Here is a 16,803-nt window from a genome sequence, read left to right as displayed (position 1 = left end):
TCCTCTCTGTTCAATTTACGCTCGTGGATGATGATCCACATACACTTGGCGTAAATGTTTTTTCGATATGTGCGAATAGATTTGCGTTGTTGTAATGTCCGCATGCCCTAGCATTTCCTGAACAACACGCAAATCGGCACCGTTTTCAATTAAGTGTGTGGCAAAAGAATGCCTTAACGTATGCGGTGTCACTTCTTTTGAAATACCCGCTCGTTGTACAGTTTTTTTGAGGAGCTTCCAAAACCCTTGCCGACTCAACCGTTTACCTTCTCGGTTGACAAACAAATATTCATGTGACTCGTTTTTCGTCATCACGGGTCTGGCTTTATCCAAATACGTACCGATCGCTACTTTTGCCGGCTCGCCTAAAGGGATGATTCGCTCTTTGTTTCCTTTGCCAATACAGCGGACAAATCCCATCTCCAAATGAACGTCTTTAAAGCTGAGTTCACACAGCTCGGATACGCGAATGCCTGTCCCGTACATGAGCTCTAACATCGCAACATCACGGAGTTGATAATGGCTTTTCAACTCATCGGCTGCTCCAATGAGTTTCTCAATTTCATTGATCGACAAAACAACAGGCAGTTTTCTCCCTGCTTTTGGTGCCTCCACTAAATCTGATGGATCATGATCTGTCACACGATCTCGAAGTAAAAACTGATGGAATGCCCGAACCGACGACAACACCCGAGCGAGGGAAGACGTCGTTCTTCCATCATTTTTAAGCGTATAAAAAAAATCCAAAATATGAGTGCGTTGCACATCGTTCCATTGCGTAAAATGGTACTCCGCTTTCATATGTTGCGCGTAAAGAAGCAAATCCCGCCGATATGCTGCTATCGTATTGTCAGCCAACCCACGTTCAACAATACAATAGTGTAAAAAATCTTCTATCGGATCGTTCAGCAACGCCTGTTCAGCCATTTATTCACCTCGCTGCCAGAAATGCCACAACCTCTCTTGAAAAGAAGGTTGTTGACTCACATCACTTTCAAACACTTTGATTGCATTTCCTTCAGGCTCATCAAATCGATGATCGCCTTGGTATTCTGCCATTACAAACAGGATACCATAGTAAAACATGGCTGTGCATGCCACAAAAACAATTAAAATTTTCAGGCCATTCCAAACAGCCTCTAGTCGTAAAAACATCGTCGTTGCCTCCTCTTTGTACACATTCGGACTCGTACCATCTTATGCCCAAAACCGTCCGAATTATACGTTTGAAGACGACAAAAAACCTTATCCGGAACTGGATCCGAATAAGGATTACTCTTGACCGACCGTCTCTTTTTGATGTGATTGCTCTGCTGCTTTCGTCTGACAAGCATTACACACCCCATGAAAGGTTAATCGATGATCTTTTATTTTGAAGTTCCATTCTCGTTCGACCTTCGTCTCTACTTCTGCAAGCAGGTCTTCTTCAATCTCTGAAACGTCGCCACACTGAATGCAGACGAGATGGTGATGCGAATGGTCAGCCCCTTCTTTTCGCAAATCGTAACGGGACACACCGTCACCAAAATTAATCTTGTCAACAATCTCAAGTTCATTCAAAAGCTCTAACGTTCTGTACACAGTTGCAAGGCCAATTTCTGGGGCTTTATCTTTGACGAGTAAGTAAACATCTTCAGCACTTAAATGGTCTTCTTCATTCTCAAGAAGAACTTCAACAGTTGCTTCCCGCTGGGGTGTCAGCTTATAACTTTGAGAATGCAACTGCTTCTTTATAAAGGTCATACGCTCTTCCACAGCCATAATCTCCCCCCTTGATGTCTATCGTTATTATAATGATTCAAAATAACACTGTCAATACTAATCGATAATCATTATCGTTTTCAAATTGTAATCATTATAATTTAATAGTTATTCAAAGGAGTTGTTCGGTCACATAAGAGAGCAACGACGGTGACACAAATGCTTCAATTGCAGCAGCCCCAACAATGACAACGATTGCGACAACCATAAACATACACATCCTAACAAAGTGAGGGAAGATTGGTTCTGGGCGAATCGTCTTAATGAACTGTTGGCGGATCAATCTCAATGAGAATGCCACTGATAAAACAGCAGAGATCATAATGATTGGCACGAGCAAAATATTCTGGGGTAATACGGTGACAAGGGAAAGTACAAACCCCTCAATTCCCATCTGATTAACGAGAAAACCGACCGTAAACCCAATCGCGATCCCTTTCAAAAATAATAGAAGCAAGATGAGCGGCGAGCCAATGACCGACAACCCAAGAACGAACATGAGTCCGATGTATTTAATGTAATGAACGAAACTCTCCCAAAACAAATCGCCATCAGCGGTAAGCTGGCCATCGCCTACTTGTCCAAAAAATTGCTGCAAGTAAATGAACAAATCCTCTTTTTGGGATAAGCTCAGACTGTTAACGACAATTGCTCCGAAGATAATGCCCATAAAAAATAGAACAGCTGAAAACACGTATAATGATCGATATTCGGAAATATGAATATGGATTTGCCTTTCTACAAATGGCTTTAACTTCATGATAAAAAACCTCCTCTACCCGTTACTAGAACGTATGAGAAGGTTCATAGATTTATGACGAAGAAATAATAGAGTGTTTGTTCGCTGCTAGATAGAGCAAACTATACGCCGTTTTTGCATCCCGAAACTTCCCTTCCATTGCCTCGCTCAAAGCTCGATTCAGTGACCACATTTCGACGGTAACGTATTCATCTTCATCAAGAGCCTGCTCTTTATGTTGGAGATCTTCGGCAAGGAATACGGTAATAAATTCATCAGCGAAACCTGGCGATGTGTAAAAGCCGCCAATTTCCGTTAGCGAGCCTGCCTGCAATCCTGTTTCTTCTAGCAATTCTCTCTCTGCTGTCTGGATGGGTTGTTCGCCCGGTTCACACTTTCCAGCGGGTATTTCTAGTAAAGACTCTTCAGGCGCTTTACGGTATTGGCGCACGAGAGGCACCCGCTCGTCATCGGTCACAGCAATTACGGCGACAGCACCTGGATGCTTGACGACCTCTCTCACTCCGCTCTTGCCTTCGGGTAATTGTACGTCATGAACTTCTAATTGAATGATTTTCCCATCAAATACCGTTTTCTTCGCGATCGTTTCTTCTTTGTTTGTCATCTCGTCATCCTCCAACGTTAACGTATATTCCTTCTCTCACCTGCATAAGACTGATAGGACTAAACGAGCAAGGGGGTCTTGTGATGAAAGTGTACGTACAACCTAAGCAAGTGATCATCCAAGGAAAGAGCTGGCAAGTGCTCTATCAGTTGAAAGAATATCAAAAACATTACCGAACTGTCCAAGAATGGTGCGAAGCTACTCATTCACCGACGAAAAAACAATAACTAAGCATCGGCTGCCATTTTCTCTTCGATATGAGGCATGACCCTCGCTTCAATGATTTGCTCATCAACTTCACCTACAATAATGTCAGCGATAATGCCATCTTCATCAATCACATAAGTGGTCGGCAGCCCTTGCAGTGGATACATGTCAAGAAAATCACCTTCATAATCCATAAGTACAGGCATTTCCACTGGGTGTTCCTGCAAAAATTCAAAGGCATTTTCGATTTGTCGTTCACGAGTTGTGAGATTGTTGGCGAGGACTACGACGCCTTCGTCTTTATACGTTTCGTGTAAGTCACTCAGTAAAGGTAGCTCATCCACACACGGCTCACACCATGATGCCCATAAATTAAGAATCACTAGATTCCCTTGTTGGTCCGATAGACTCATTTCTTCTCCTTCACCATCGGCAAGCTCTAAAGAAAACTCTGGCGCTGCCATTCCGTGGTTGACACCAACGGGTGGAGAGGATACATTTTCATAGACGATACTTACGATAATGATGGCGGCAATCGCAACAGCTGAAATCGTCATCCATTTTTTCATTGGTCTTTTCACCTCAATATGAATACAATTGGTTTACAAACGGAAGGAGTAACAGGTTATGTCGGTTTTTGAAGCAATTATTTTTGGAATTGTACAAGGGTTAACAGAATTTCTACCGATATCAAGTACGGCGCACCTTGTCATTTTACAATTTATTTTTGGTACAAACTTTCAAGGCTTAACATTTGAAATTCTTTTGCACGTCGCTTCGATGCTTGCGGTCGTTCTGTTCTTTCGAAAAGATATTCTCGCAATCGTCACAGGCAGCTTGCGTTTTATGTTTGAAAAGAAACGTGAAGACCGTGGTGCCTTTCTTTTTGCATTATACCTCATTATTGCAACAGCCATTACCGGGGCACTTGGACTTATTCTGGAAGACGCAGCGGAACAATTTCTTAAATCACCGTTCGTCATCGCTGGCGCGTTGTTTTTAACAGGGGTCTTTCTACTAATCATTGAAAGAATTAAGTTTACGCATACCCGCTCAGTTAACGAAATGAATTTTATCGATGCAATTGTTGTTGGGTTAGCGCAAACACTTGCGGTCATTCCTGGCGTATCACGCTCTGGCTCAACACTCATCGCCTCTTTAGCTTTAGGTATTGATAAGAAGACTGCCATTCGCTTCTCATTTTTGTTATCGATTCCGGTCATTCTCGGTTCATCGGTGCTTGCAATTGGTGATCTTTTCCAAGGCGGCATGACTGATGCAGGCACTGTGCCACTCATCACAGCTTTCGTCGTTACATTCATTTTCTCGATTATTGGCATCAAGTGGCTCATAGGTTGGCTTGAAAAGAGCAAGTTATTCTATTTTGCGATCTACTGTTTTATACTTGCCGTTTTCGTCGCGGCCTTTTTAGAGCCTGCGCACATCTAATCTCCTTTACGATAACGAGCGAAAGCTCGGATGTCAAAGAAGAATCTTCCCCCCTAACGAAACTATCATAAAACCTTCAAAGAGTGAAAGGCAAACCGCCTCTCACTCTTTTTTGTTTGCAAATTCCTCACATTTCCATCTTTCCAAACAGATCGTGGATACGTTATAATTCTAAAATATCTACCACTCGTATAACCGCAAGGATTGGCTTGCAAGTCTCTACCAGGAAACCGTAATTTCCTGACTACGAGTGAACATTATCGTGCTTTTTTGGCGACTTGTGTTCACTTTTGTGCACACAAGTCGCTTTTTTTGTTCATGAAGCACTTCGGGGGTTTTAGACAAATGAAGCAACTAGAAGACAGAATTAAAACTGACGGAACAACTTTAGGGACAGGCGTTCTGAAAGTTGACGCTTTCTTAAACCATCAAGTTGATCCAGAGTTAATGGACGGGATGGCTAAAGAATGGAAACATCGCCTAGGTGACGCACCCGTTACGAAAATTGTCACATTAGAATCTTCGGGGATTGCCCCTGCACTTATGCTCGCGAAACATTACGGAGTAGATATGGTGTTTGCGAGAAAGCAAAAATCGATTACGATGGATGACTCTGTGTACACAGCAGAGGTCTACTCATTTACGAAACAAGTTTCAAGAACGATTACGATCTCTAAATCATTTCTACATGCGGATGACCACATCGTTATTGTCGACGATTTCTTAGCGAATGGTGAAGCGGCATTAGGTTTATGCCAAGTTGTTGAACAAGCTGGAGCTACAGTTACTGCGATCGCCATTGTCATCGAAAAATCGTTCCAACCTGGGCGCGATAAACTAACCGAACAGCACTACCGTGTGGAATCGTTAGCAAGAATTGCTTCTTTAGACAAAGACAACATCCAATTCATCCCACAATAAGGAGCTTTTGTTTTGACACACCAAACTGTGCAGTACCCACTTTTCAAAAGACAAGACATCGATGCTTTTTTTGCCCTCTTCCAAAACAATCTTGCGAACTTCGTCATTATCTCAGCAACGATGCTTGCCATCGGCTTTCCTGCCGATATTGTGTTTGGGAAAGTCATCCCTGGTGCTGCAATAGCGGTTATTGCTGGCAATCTATATTATGCCCAGCAAGCAAAACGGTTGGCGGTTAAAGAAAATCGCACGGACGTAACAGCGATGGCTTATGGAATTAGTACGCCAGTTATGTTTGTTTTTCTTTTCGGTGTACTCGCCCCTGCGTATACACTTACCGGTGGAAATGCGGAGTTGGCTTTTCGGATTGGACTTGCTGCCTGTTTGCTTAGCGGCTTAATCGAAGTAATCATTTCTCTAAGTGGAAATTGGTTAACGAAACACTTGCCAAAACCAGCGATGCTCGGCGCTCTCGCCGGCGTTGCGCTCACCTTTATTGCTGGTGAGATGCTGTTTGAAATCTTTGCGGTTCCAATGGTCGGACTTGTTGCCCTCTTTATTATTCTTATGGGCGTCCTTGGAAAAGTAATGCTTCCATTTCGTATCCCGTCCTCCTTATTTGCGATTATCGTCGGAACGTTACTCGCTTTTTCAATCGGTGAAATTACGGTTGCTGAAGTTCAGGACGCACTCGCTCATGTCGGATTTTATCCATTTATTCCTACATTGGACGTATTCTTTGGTTTTCAAGCATTGTTTACAACATTCGTCGGTTTACTAGCGATCATCTTACCGATTACACTTTACAACGCCATTGAGACGATGAACAACACGGCGGCTATGGCTGCTGAGGGGGATCGCTATGATGTGCGAGAATGCCAAGCTGTTGATGGTGGTGGAACGATACTAGGCACATTTTTTGGGGGCGTGTTTCCGACGACCGTTTATGTTGCTTCCATTGGCTCTAAATGGATGGGAGCGGGACGTGGCTACAGCTTATTAAACGGCATTGTGTTTGCGATAGCGGCTGTATTCGGCTTAATTGGGGCTCTTTCTTCTGTTATTCCAACCGCAGCCGTTGCCCCCATTCTCGTTTTTGCAGGCGTCTCGATGCTCGCCACTGCTTTTCATTCGAACGCAAAGAAATATTATCCTGCCGTTGTGATTGCCATCTTACCTTACGTGGCCAATTACATTATGACTCGCTTTCAAAATGATGCTCCAGAAGTGATGGAAAGCATTTCGCTTGGATTGCTACCGCTTGGCCAAGGGGCGATGTTTACAGGTATTGTGCTCGGTGCACTCACTGTATTTATTATTGATCATAAGTTTGCCCATGCAACCATTTATAGCGGTATCGGCGCGCTGTTATCATTCTTTGGATTCACCCATGCGCCAGAGCTTTCCGTAAACGCTGCCCCTAGTTTTACAATGGCCTATTTTCTACTCGTACTCTTCTTTGGGTATTATGCGATACAGGCGAAACGAAAGAGAATTGTACAAATCTAAAACATTTATGAATAAATGGGATGTGAACAACCATAGAGATGATGTGAGGATATCGTCTCTATGGTTTTTTATGCTCACATAAGGAGAATGGTCTATGCGTAGAAACGAATGGAAAAACTTTGGGGAAGCGATGTTGTATATGCTTCCTGCACTCGTAATTCTCGGAATATTCTTATTTTACCCGATGATAATGACAGTCATCTACAGTTTGTCGGAGACGAGCCCAAGAGGTGAAGTACTTTCATTTGTCGGTCTTGAAAACTATTGGCAATGGATGCAATCCTCTCAGTTCATCCAAAGTATGAAGAGCACATTCATTTTTACACTTCTCACCGTGCCAACAACCGTTGTGCTTGCTCTCTATTTAGCGGTACTTGGCAACGAAAAGCTTAAAGGCATCGCTTTCTTTCGGGTGTTATTCTCCTCAACGATGGGCGTGTCCGTTGCCGCTGGCGCAGCCATTTGGCTGTTTCTGTTTCATCCGAGTCTCGGTGTTTTCAATGAGTTTTTACGATTTTTCGGAGCTGAAGGCATTCCTTGGCTCACATCTTCGACGTATGCCATCTATTCTGTGGCGATTACGACTGTTTGGATGAACGTCGGCATTTGTTTCATTATCTTACTTGGTGGTTTGCAAAACATTTCTGATGAACTATACGACAGCAGCAAAATTGATGGGGCTGGATATTTTCAGCGATTGTTCAAAATTACGATTCCGATGCTTTCACCGACATTATTTTTCGTGTCGACCATTACACTCATTAACTCTTTTCAATCATTTGGGCAAATTCATATCCTTACAGGTGGGGGACCGAACCAATCGACGAACGTCATTGTGTACTCCATTTACAGAGAAGCTTTTGAGTTCGCACGCTTTGGAACAGCTAGCTCACAAGCAGTCATCTTATTTTTCATCATACTACTCGTCACCTTTTTACAATTTAAGTTCGGTGAGAGGCGGGTGCACTATCAATGAAACGAAAAATTTTTCTCTATGTTTTACTCGTTATCTCAGCGTTTTTACTCACCTTCCCGTTATTATTTGCCTTGCTTGCGAGCTTTTTAAACTCGGGAGAGTTACATCGTGGCGTCTACATTCCAGAAAGTTTTAATTTCAATAGTTATGTGCAAGCATTTGCTTCCATCCCGCTGTTTCGGTTTTTAATTAACAGTTTGATCGTAAGTGTTAGCGTAACAATCGGGCAACTCGTTCTTTGCAGTCTAGCGGCTTTCGCGATTGTGTTCATCCCGTTTAAAGGTCGGTTTTTTTTCTTCTTTTTATTTATTTCAACGCTACTTGTTCCTTGGGAATCAACAGTTGTCCCCAATTACGTAACGATTTTGAATGCAGGCTGGCTAAATACGTACCAAGCATTAACGCTACCGTTTCTAGCTACAGCATTTGGCATCTTTTTACTCAGACAACATTTTATGACCATCCCAAAAGAATTGTATGAATCTGCAGAGATCGATGGGTGTAGTCGCTTTCGCTTTTACCGTTCATTTGCCTTACCGTTGTCCAAACCCGTCCTTGTTGCTCTTGGGGTTTACGGGTTTTTAACGACGTGGAACATGTATTTGTGGCCACTGCTTGTCACGAGTGATACGACCGTAAGAACGATTCAAATTGGCATTAACATGATGATCTCTCAAGAAGCTTCTACGAACTGGAGCATGGTCATGGCCGCGGTCGTCATTATTTTGATACCGACGTTGCTTTTATTGTTTATTGGCATCAAACACATTCAACGAGGTTTGACGTCAGGAGCATTGAAAGGATAATCATTTTTTTAAGGGGGATTTAGATGAGAGATAAAAAGCGTTTAATGACAGCTCTATCCATTCCTGCATTGATTGCTGCAGGATGTAGTGGTCAAACATCAGACATTGCTTACACAGAAGATGATCGAATTATCGTCGATTTTTGGTACGCACTTGGAGGCTCTGCAGGAGAAGCGGTGGGAGCAATGGCCGATGATTTTAATGAATCCCAAGATGACATCTATGTACAGGCCAATTATCAAGGCAGTTATGAAGAAGCCCTCACCCAAATACGACAGTTAGCGGGAACGCCCGATGCACCTGCGCTCATGCAAGTTTTTGAAGTCGGCACGCGCTATATGATTGATTCTGGGTTTGCAGAGCCGATGCAAACGTTTATAGATGATGATGGGTTTGATGTATCAACACTTGAAGAGAATATTCTTAGCTACTATCAGTACGAAGATGAACTGTACTCGATGCCTTTTAACACGTCCAACGCCTTAATGTTTTACAACAAAGATCTTTTTGAAGAAGCAGGATTAGACCCTGAAGACCCACCCCAAACATTTAGTGAAGTACAAGAATTCGCTGAACAACTAACGGATGGAGATACGTACGGGTTTTCCCTACTCATTTACGGATGGTTTATTGAGCAATTGCTCGCCAACCAAGGCGCCGAACTTGTGAACGAAGAAAACGGTCGTGCTGGTAATCCTAGCGAAACGTTTATTAATGGTGAAGAAGGGCTCGCCATTTACACGTGGATTGAAGAAATGATTGCGGATGGCACTCTCGGAAACTTCGGCAGAACGTGGGATGACATTCGCGCTGCTTTCATTGCAGAAGATGTTGCGATGTACCTTGATTCAACAGCAGCTACGTATGACAATATTACGTCACCAGACTTTGAAGTGGGCACAGCGGCAATCCCGTACCCAGATGGTCAAGACCCAGAGGGTGTTATCGTTGGTGGAGCTTCCGTATGGATGATGGCGGACATTCCTGAAGAAGTCCAAGAAGCCGCTTGGGAATTCGTTAAGTACACTGTCCAACCTGACGTGCAAGCAGAATGGTCAGCGGCAACTGGATATTTTCCTGTCCACACCGCCGCTTATCATGAACCGGTTTTAGAAAAACTCTATGAAGAATTCCCGCAATTTTTAACATCGGTGGAACAGTTGCAAAATACGACCCCTTCTCCTGCCACACAAGGGGCACTCATGGATGCATTTCCAGAAGTGCGAGAACAAATCATGATATCGCTTGAGCGAATGCATGAAGGGATGAGCGCAGAAGATGCTTTAACTGAATTGGAGTCAGAAATCAACACGATTATAAATTAACAGCAACGACACTTTCTAAAAATGGTTTACTATATAGAATGGACTTAAGATTTTCCTGATTTGCGCTGTTAGTTGTTGGGGCGGTGCTGAGTGCTATTTTGCGCTCAAGTTTGCCTAGTTTAGCAATATTGGCGTTCATTCCGATAAACTTGCGCGCAGTTTGGTCCAACTGGAGCGCAGATTCAATGCCCATAAGCGAGCACCCTGTCCGAACCCAAATCGGACTCGGTTCGACACGATCCGCGCCGACGTCTTGTGGGTACTACGGGGCGGGGATGTGCACGTAAACTTGTGATCTGTTACCGAGTTCGCTCATTCTGTTACCTAGTTTATAGGAATATACCGCTTTTCCTTCGATGTTTCCCAACTTGAGAACAGTTTGGTCTCAACTCGCGCACAGTTTCCACTTTACCAAGCTTACCGCTGGTTCTTGAAGAAATTCTTTAGTTAAACTTATATAGATCTGAATAACAGCAAACGAACGGAGCGGTCACGCCACGATTAAGAAAGTCATATCTACTTTCATCCTTTGAAAAAGCGTCTGGAAAAGCTGGGGAGACCAACATCAATACGTCTTAAAAAGACTGACGAGCATAGCCACCTAAATGAGCATTTTTGCAAGATACTCAGCCTAAAAAACGCTCTGGAGTGTACTCCAGAGCGTTTTGCTATTTAACCGTCGATCCGTTTCCAAACGTCCCACTCATCCGAATCTGTTGGTTTCTCTCCACGGGTCCACCATTTCGCCTCATACAAATTCCCTTCGTATGAAACGACATCTCCAGCATAATACGTGATCGTCTCCCCCCAAACCTGTACACCTTCTTCTTCATCTTGGCAGTCTTTTACTAGTTGCCAAACGTCCCAAGTTCCTGATTGGGTCGGATTTTCACCCGTCGTCCACCATTTCGCTTCATACGTGTTCCCTTCATGTGAAACTCGGTCGCCAGCCGTATATACAACCTGATCTGACCATTCTTCATACACACACTCAGGCCCCGGCCCCGACTCGGTGACCCACTCATATCCAGTTGGACTCCTCATGCCCGGCGTTCCAAAATACGTATCCAGTTCACCGGTAATCGTCACATGCTCACCTACGTGCTCTGGATGTGAAACGAGGTTCAACCCATGTCTAACCGGTGTATTGTTGACGAGTTGCACAGGTAGCATTTTCTCTCGATCCGTTTCACTCGGATCGTCCGCTAAAAGTAGATTCGACGGTGCGTGCACTCCTTCACCAAGGATCACTTCTTGATTGTTAATGCTCCCGACAATGTATCCTCTCACATTTCGAATTCCTTGATTGTTCTCCAGTGCCTCTTGTACACTAACCGCTCCTGACGGATCTGGTTCAACGTCTAAACCTTCAATCGAGATGCGGGAGCCTTCTTCATAGTTAATCGATCCATCGTAGTCGGTTACAAAGTCAACGACCGCTTGCCATACCGGTCCGAAACTATCAAGCTCGTCACCAAGATTATAAAAGCTATTCGCATGCATGAAGTCATTATAAGCAACCGTATACTGCTCATCGTCTATAAACGGCTCACCATTGACGCGTTCAATGTGAATATCATCAAACCCATTGCCTGATTCCGCAGGAATCAACGTATAGTTGAGACCAGCAATTTGCAAGTCGACGCCTTGGTGATAATTCGACTGCTCAAGAATCATTCCTTCAATTCGTTCCCCCGTCGCTTCAACGAGTACGATCTCGTTTCCAAACGCATCTAGCGATTCAATCTGCTCATCCGTAATTTCACCCGGAGGAATTTGCCCAGTCACAGATGAACCATTCAGCATGGCAATTTCAGCATCGGTACGTTCGATAAGGCTATCTGTGTACAAATTACCGATCCCTGTGTCTTGCAGACGCTTGTTTGCTGAATACAGACCCGTTTCTGTAGCACCGATGATCGTTCCTGGCAACGGCCCTTCTGGATCAATGGTGATACTAATTCTACCTTCTTGCTCATAATCGAGCGTTTCTCCGGCATCGGTAAGACTACGTGCCCATTGGGTCATCGCATCCGTCATGAGTCCAATCGTTTCTGAAATTACTTCACCTTCGAATTCATATCCAGACCCGCCAGTACCGATATAATCCGCAACGGCAACCGTATACGTCGCCTGTTCATCGACCGGCTCACCATCGATCGTCATTTGCGTGTCTAAATAGTTGCCTGTCATTCCGGTGACAATTTCGTATTCCATCCCTGATACTTGTAGATCAATCTGGTTTCTTTGATCTCTAGAATACGAATACTCCAACACATTTTCAATCGCCTCGCCTGTCATTTCAATGAGCATAATCTCATTGGCAAACGGTTCAATCGTATAGATCTCATTTAACGTTACATCACCGCTCGGAATGCTATCTCGTATCCCCCCGTTGTTTGTAAACGCAATATCAGCGTCTCCGAGCGAACGCATCGCATCTGTCCAAAAGTTGCCGAGAGGAGCATCCCCATTAAACCTGCCATCACGCGAAAGCCCGTTCTCTGAATAGCCAATGACTTCACCTAGTATTTCGTCCATTTCATCATTGTACTGATCAATTATCGGCTGCACATTCTCATCCACTTCTTCTAATGTGTCTACGGAAATGAGCTCAGCTTCGACATTTGTAACCTCGCCATTATTAAGCGTAAGGACCGCATCCCCGACGTGACTCAAATTCGCACCTGCTTGGAGGATTGGCGTGCCATTCACAACACGAGGCTCTTGAAGTGTTGTATGGGAGTGACCGCCAATAATCAAGTCAAAATAATCAACATCTTCAGCAAGCGCGACGTCTGCATTCACTCCGATATGTGTGAGGGCAACGATGACGTCGGCTTCGCGTTCGAGTTCTTCTTGGTACTCATTTGCAACTGCAGCATAATCAGATTCAAATGCCATCCCCTCAACATTACCTGGTGCTGTTGCAGGAGGCGCTTGCGTGATTCCTAATACACCAACTGTCGTTCCGTTAACATCAAACAATTCATACGGTTCAGGGTTTTCAACACCCGTATCTAACGTATCAACATTCGCCCCAAGCCACGGGAAATCCGACGAGTCCATATTGTTGATCAGGTGGTCCTGTCCGTAGTCAAATTCATGATTACCGATCGTAAGCACGTCAAGTTCTGCTGCGTTAAACACATCCACCATTGGAATCCCAAAGTTCAAGTCAACGACAGGATTCCCGCTCGCATAGTCACCAGCATCCATATACAATACGTGATCATCGGTTTGTCTTACATCTTGGATATAAGCAGACGCTTTTGCATAATGATCAAAAGAAGCATGAATGTCATTCGTATGAAGAATCCGAATCTGCTCTGGTGAATCTGCATCAATCGTAGGCACGAGAATTGCTGATGCGACCAACACCCCTGCAGAAACTCCTAGCCCTTTTCTAAACCTATACTTCATGAGATACTCCCTTTCTTTTTCATAGATTGTAAGTATCCCAACAATAACAAAAAATGATGGATCCTCCGTAAATTCTGTGTAAAATTTTGCGATATTGTGACAATCAAGAGGATCGTCCTTGTAGAAACGTTGTTCCTTTTTCCTATGAGTAAACTTCATTACAACAATGGTCACTTTTGTTCAACTATTGTTGCAACGCCTTCATACATCATGACTGTACCGATGAGCGTAATATGAACAAATATATGAATGTGTTCATCGTCAATCGCTTCCTCATATACATTCACTTTTGCACTCATTCGCTTTGGCAATTTTACATACCGACCGAACAATCGTATGAAACTTTGTTCAGAGGTGATGAGTAGCGCTCCATTTGAGGTGACCGTAAACGCTAATGGTTGCATAAACCTTCCTGACCGACCAAGTCGATCAAGAATTTGCTCACTCGACGTATCCCAATACATTCGTGCAAAAAACGTTCGCACATTTTTTTGAAAATAAAAGGTACGATCCCAATCGACAACTTGCGGCGACAGGTGATACGTGTTCGTAATCGTGAATGGTACGTTCCTTCCTCTTTCAGGAAATAAAAAATCATCCCTTGCAAATATACGGGCAACCGGCCGATAGACGACCGACCCTCGAATGTGATTCATTGTACCCGTTGCTGTAAGCGTACCTAATTGTTTTCCATATTTCTTCTTAAGCAATGGATGCAATTGCTCAAATCGTGCACCGATGGCTTGTTCATATATTGATTTCACGTTCATTTATGGCCTCCGTTTGTTTCGTCTCGCTCGAGCAACACCGTTAAGATTCACCCAACCAATGAATGTCAGAGCGATTACACCAACGTTTAACGTAACCATATTAAATGGTTCGTTTAACAACACTCCCGTATTAGCGCTAACTGCAGCCCCTCCGAGGACGACCATAAGTATGGCTGTCACAGTGAACATCACCTTTTTGTTGACCGGCAGCAAAAACAACACCGCCCATAAGATTTGTGCGCTGCCAATAATCGCAACGACTTCGCGTTCAAAGCCGTGTATGAACGAAACCGCTGAGACGAGGTCCAATTCACCGGTTTCAGGAAATAGTAGTTTTGGAACGAGACCTTGGTAGAAAAAAATGATAAAAAGCGCAATACAAATGATTGAATGAATCTTCAGTTTTTGCAATGTTTGTTCCGGTGGAATACTCTTCTCTAACCAAATCTTCATTGCGTCGAAACTCCAAGCAGTCGCCCAACCGATAATCGGACGAAACATGATGCGGTCAATCATTTTCCCGAAAAAGCCAAAACGAACGGAATAATCATATTGGGTAAGAAAGCGAATCCCCTCCCCAGTATCTTCATACTGCCAATACCCGCGCCCTTTTTTTATTAAAGAGATCGGCATTTCACTCGAAAATTGCAAACCCGATGTTCTCTTGCCATCATCTCCAGTAACATCTCCTGTCGCCATGCCTCTGCCTTTCACCTTTAATCCAAATGCAAGTTTCGTTTCGTAAGTAAATGAAGCTTGATCATTATGTGGCTGTTTCTCGTCATAATCTATGTGTGTAAACCTCAAATCCCACCTCTCATGCAGATTCGGCTCTTGAGTAGTGTGCCACAATGTATCCATATCGGTATCAATGTTCGTCTCAACATAAACAGGTTTCCTTTTCACAATTTCCACCTCCCTCCTTCCAACATACCACTATTTGTAAAGTTACGCCTTTTACATCTCGAATTTTCTATATCAGTTGAACAGTACTATAAATGACTCAGCCCTTCATGCTCGCTTCCTCATTGTGCTGAGCGATAAGTACCGACGTTGCCGTGATGTTTGCTCACAAACACTTCTATATAGATTGAACTTAACATTTTCCTAATTGCAGAGTTTGTTGCTTTCCACTGCAGGCGGATGCTTGTACTCCGGAGTATAAGTGCGACATCATCTCACCCGGCGCTGCCGCTTGTGTTCGCTGTGTCTACTTGACCGCGGAGGACCGGCAGAGCCTCCTCGGTCTAACGACCTGCGGGGTCTCGTCTCGGCCCTTCTTCCGCAGGAATCACCGCCTTTCGTTCCAATCAACGGTCCTGAATAGACGACGTCGCTGAACTGGGGTTGCTCAATATTGGTATTCAACTCGATCCGTACACTTTGGAGTCCAATAGCAGTAGATACCCATCTTTTCTACGTCTATTGTAACCGATGACGATTGATCTCAAAGTCGATGAACTTTAGGCTTTAACGGTTGGTCTACCATTCGTTCGTGAAGAAATTCTTTAGTTCAACTTATATAGCTGAATCACATCTGGGAATGATCAGGAGATTAGTGATCGATATAGAATGAACGTAACATATTTCTAATTCGGTAGCTTGTTGTTGCTTTCAACTATAGTCGGATGCTTGTAGTCCAGAGCACAAGTGCAACATCAGCTCTCACTGCGCTGGTAGTGACCCCCAAAAGACGTCCCCCGTGTTTTCTTTGAACTCCAGAATACAAGGACGACATCGGTTCACGTTTCTGCCTCCTGGCTACGGTGTGTGGAAAGAAGTCCAAATTGCCCCATATATTCATTTAAGTGACATTTGAGAAAGAAAAATCATGTTTTTAAACGTGAATGCGCACATAAACGGTGTCAACTGTCACAAATCGTGCGATTTGTGACAGTTGCGTGCCGAAAGTGCCCGGTTTGAAGGCTGGATTGTCACATACGTGACCGGCCGTCACATGCTTGTGCTAGGTGGTGACCCTCGGTCCCAACTTTTTACCCTTAGGCAAACGTTTTTCGTTTTGCCCGCAACCCTTGCAGTGACGAAAAACGATCGACAACGAAGTTGTCGATGTGCAATGAGAAGAATTTCAACACGCAATATGCAAGCACTCACCCGCAAAGGCCCAACTCGGTCATCCGATTCAATGAAGTTCTTTCGCTCAACTTATATAGATCGCTTTTCATTGATTTCGGCACCGCAGGTGGCGATGGCAGTCTCATATTTAGGATGTTAGCGATCTATATCGCATAAAAACGATGATTTTTTCCAGATACTGGTGGATCGATAAAC

At 43.9% G+C, this 16,803-nt stretch carries 17 protein-coding genes and 1 riboswitch; of the genes, 7 read left to right on the top strand and 10 right to left on the bottom strand.

Translation table 11 applies throughout. The features are described from left to right. Positions 1-15 precede the first annotated feature (15 nt). The 5 genes from xerD to ACE1TF_RS12195 form a co-directional block, all read right to left on the bottom strand. Entirely contained in the window at positions 16-909 is an 894-nt protein-coding gene (gene xerD, locus ACE1TF_RS12215; RefSeq protein ID WP_375017452.1) for a site-specific tyrosine recombinase XerD, read from the bottom strand. An 18-nt stretch (positions 910-927) separates the two neighbouring features. Next, on the bottom strand, positions 928-1,155 hold the full coding sequence (locus ACE1TF_RS12210; RefSeq protein ID WP_375017088.1) for a DUF4227 family protein: 228 nt from the start codon (positions 1,153-1,155) through the stop codon (positions 928-930). A gap of 117 nt (positions 1,156-1,272) precedes the next feature. Next, a complete protein-coding gene (fur, locus tag ACE1TF_RS12205; protein ID WP_042427450.1) occupies positions 1,273-1,761 on the bottom strand; it encodes a ferric iron uptake transcriptional regulator in 489 nt (162 codons plus the stop codon). 112 nt (positions 1,762-1,873) lie between these two features. Then, a complete protein-coding gene (gene spoIIM, locus ACE1TF_RS12200; RefSeq protein WP_042397504.1) occupies positions 1,874-2,521 on the bottom strand; it encodes a stage II sporulation protein M in 648 nt (215 codons plus the stop codon). A gap of 52 nt (positions 2,522-2,573) precedes the next feature. After that, entirely contained in the window at positions 2,574-3,125 is a 552-nt protein-coding gene (locus tag ACE1TF_RS12195) for an NUDIX hydrolase (protein ID WP_042397502.1), read from the bottom strand. Between the two features lie 83 nt (positions 3,126-3,208). Here ACE1TF_RS12195 and mciZ point away from each other — a divergent pair, with 83 nt between their 5' ends. Then, complete coding sequence (gene mciZ, locus ACE1TF_RS12190; protein WP_375017084.1) at positions 3,209-3,352, top strand: Z-ring formation inhibitor MciZ; 144 nt, start codon at positions 3,209-3,211, stop codon at positions 3,350-3,352. On the opposite strand, the gene ACE1TF_RS12185 is transcribed toward mciZ, so the two are convergent. Next, a complete protein-coding gene (locus ACE1TF_RS12185; protein WP_042397497.1) occupies positions 3,353-3,901 on the bottom strand; it encodes a TlpA family protein disulfide reductase in 549 nt (182 codons plus the stop codon). A 58-nt stretch (positions 3,902-3,959) separates the two neighbouring features. Between ACE1TF_RS12185 and uppP the strand changes: the two genes are divergently transcribed. The 6 genes from uppP (at position 3,960) to ACE1TF_RS12155 (ending at position 10,318) form a co-directional block, all read left to right on the top strand. After that, positions 3,960-4,781, top strand: a complete 822-nt coding sequence (gene uppP, locus ACE1TF_RS12180) for an undecaprenyl-diphosphatase UppP (RefSeq protein WP_375017081.1) — start codon at positions 3,960-3,962, stop codon at positions 4,779-4,781. 167 nt (positions 4,782-4,948) lie between these two features. Further along, a riboswitch (purine riboswitch) is annotated at positions 4,949-5,048 on the top strand. Between the two features lie 78 nt (positions 5,049-5,126). After that, entirely contained in the window at positions 5,127-5,702 is a 576-nt protein-coding gene (locus ACE1TF_RS12175; RefSeq protein ID WP_042397494.1) for a xanthine phosphoribosyltransferase, read from the top strand. A 12-nt stretch (positions 5,703-5,714) separates the two neighbouring features. Continuing rightward, on the top strand, positions 5,715-7,211 hold the full coding sequence (locus ACE1TF_RS12170; RefSeq protein WP_042397493.1) for a SulP family inorganic anion transporter: 1,497 nt from the start codon (positions 5,715-5,717) through the stop codon (positions 7,209-7,211). A 94-nt stretch (positions 7,212-7,305) separates the two neighbouring features. Continuing rightward, positions 7,306-8,187 carry a carbohydrate ABC transporter permease gene (locus ACE1TF_RS12165; RefSeq protein ID WP_042397491.1) on the top strand — a complete coding sequence of 294 codons (882 nt, stop codon included), beginning with the start codon at positions 7,306-7,308 and terminating at the stop codon, positions 8,185-8,187. Continuing rightward, entirely contained in the window at positions 8,184-8,993 is an 810-nt protein-coding gene (locus tag ACE1TF_RS12160) for a carbohydrate ABC transporter permease (RefSeq protein ID WP_375017076.1), read from the top strand. The genes ACE1TF_RS12165 and ACE1TF_RS12160 overlap by 4 nt, the downstream gene beginning before the upstream one ends. Positions 8,994-9,016: 23 nt before the next feature. Further along, positions 9,017-10,318: an ABC transporter substrate-binding protein gene (locus ACE1TF_RS12155; protein WP_375017073.1), complete on the top strand. Its 1,302-nt coding sequence runs from the start codon at positions 9,017-9,019 to the stop codon at positions 10,316-10,318. On the opposite strand, the gene ACE1TF_RS12150 is transcribed toward ACE1TF_RS12155, so the two are convergent. From ACE1TF_RS12150 to ACE1TF_RS12135, 4 genes are all read right to left on the bottom strand, one after another. After that, positions 10,308-10,511 carry a hypothetical protein gene (locus ACE1TF_RS12150; protein WP_375017070.1) on the bottom strand — a complete coding sequence of 68 codons (204 nt, stop codon included), beginning with the start codon at positions 10,509-10,511 and terminating at the stop codon, positions 10,308-10,310. The genes ACE1TF_RS12155 and ACE1TF_RS12150 overlap by 11 nt on opposite strands. A 479-nt stretch (positions 10,512-10,990) precedes the next feature. Further along, entirely contained in the window at positions 10,991-13,741 is a 2,751-nt protein-coding gene (locus ACE1TF_RS12145; protein WP_375017067.1) for a 5'-nucleotidase C-terminal domain-containing protein, read from the bottom strand. A 170-nt stretch (positions 13,742-13,911) separates the two neighbouring features. Next, positions 13,912-14,511, bottom strand: coding sequence for a DUF4166 domain-containing protein (locus ACE1TF_RS12140; protein WP_375017064.1), 600 nt, complete (start codon positions 14,509-14,511; stop codon positions 13,912-13,914). Then, the gene (locus ACE1TF_RS12135) at positions 14,512-15,417 is read right to left on the bottom strand and encodes a DoxX-like family protein (protein ID WP_375017061.1); all 906 of its coding nucleotides are present in this window, start codon (positions 15,415-15,417) and stop codon (positions 14,512-14,514) included. Between the last annotated feature and the right edge of the window lie 1,386 nt (positions 15,418-16,803).

The sequence above is a fragment of the Geomicrobium sp. JSM 1781026 genome (genome assembly GCF_041949955.1).
Classification (GTDB): Bacteria; Bacillota; Bacilli; order Bacillales; family Marinococcaceae; genus Geomicrobium_A.
Note: the sequence above shows the minus strand (reverse complement) of the source record. Positions and strands in the feature narration are given on the sequence as shown.

Coding starts and splice junctions, on each gene's coding strand:
- ACE1TF_RS12210 (WP_375017088.1), bottom strand. CDS start 1,155: ATGTTTTTACGACTAGAGGCTGTTTGGAATGGCCTGAAAATTTTAATT.
- fur (WP_042427450.1), bottom strand. CDS start 1,761: ATGGCTGTGGAAGAGCGTATGACCTTTATAAAGAAGCAGTTGCATTCT.
- spoIIM (WP_042397504.1), bottom strand. CDS start 2,521: ATGAAGTTAAAGCCATTTGTAGAAAGGCAAATCCATATTCATATTTCC.
- ACE1TF_RS12195 (WP_042397502.1), bottom strand. CDS start 3,125: ATGACAAACAAAGAAGAAACGATCGCGAAGAAAACGGTATTTGATGGG.
- mciZ (WP_375017084.1), top strand. CDS start 3,209: ATGAAAGTGTACGTACAACCTAAGCAAGTGATCATCCAAGGAAAGAGC.
- ACE1TF_RS12185 (WP_042397497.1), bottom strand. CDS start 3,901: ATGAAAAAATGGATGACGATTTCAGCTGTTGCGATTGCCGCCATCATT.
- uppP (WP_375017081.1), top strand. CDS start 3,960: ATGTCGGTTTTTGAAGCAATTATTTTTGGAATTGTACAAGGGTTAACA.
- ACE1TF_RS12175 (WP_042397494.1), top strand. CDS start 5,127: ATGAAGCAACTAGAAGACAGAATTAAAACTGACGGAACAACTTTAGGG.
- ACE1TF_RS12165 (WP_042397491.1), top strand. CDS start 7,306: ATGCGTAGAAACGAATGGAAAAACTTTGGGGAAGCGATGTTGTATATG.
- ACE1TF_RS12160 (WP_375017076.1), top strand. CDS start 8,184: ATGAAACGAAAAATTTTTCTCTATGTTTTACTCGTTATCTCAGCGTTT.
- ACE1TF_RS12155 (WP_375017073.1), top strand. CDS start 9,017: ATGAGAGATAAAAAGCGTTTAATGACAGCTCTATCCATTCCTGCATTG.
- ACE1TF_RS12150 (WP_375017070.1), bottom strand. CDS start 10,511: ATGGGCATTGAATCTGCGCTCCAGTTGGACCAAACTGCGCGCAAGTTT.
- ACE1TF_RS12145 (WP_375017067.1), bottom strand. CDS start 13,741: ATGAAGTATAGGTTTAGAAAAGGGCTAGGAGTTTCTGCAGGGGTGTTG.
- ACE1TF_RS12140 (WP_375017064.1), bottom strand. CDS start 14,511: ATGAACGTGAAATCAATATATGAACAAGCCATCGGTGCACGATTTGAG.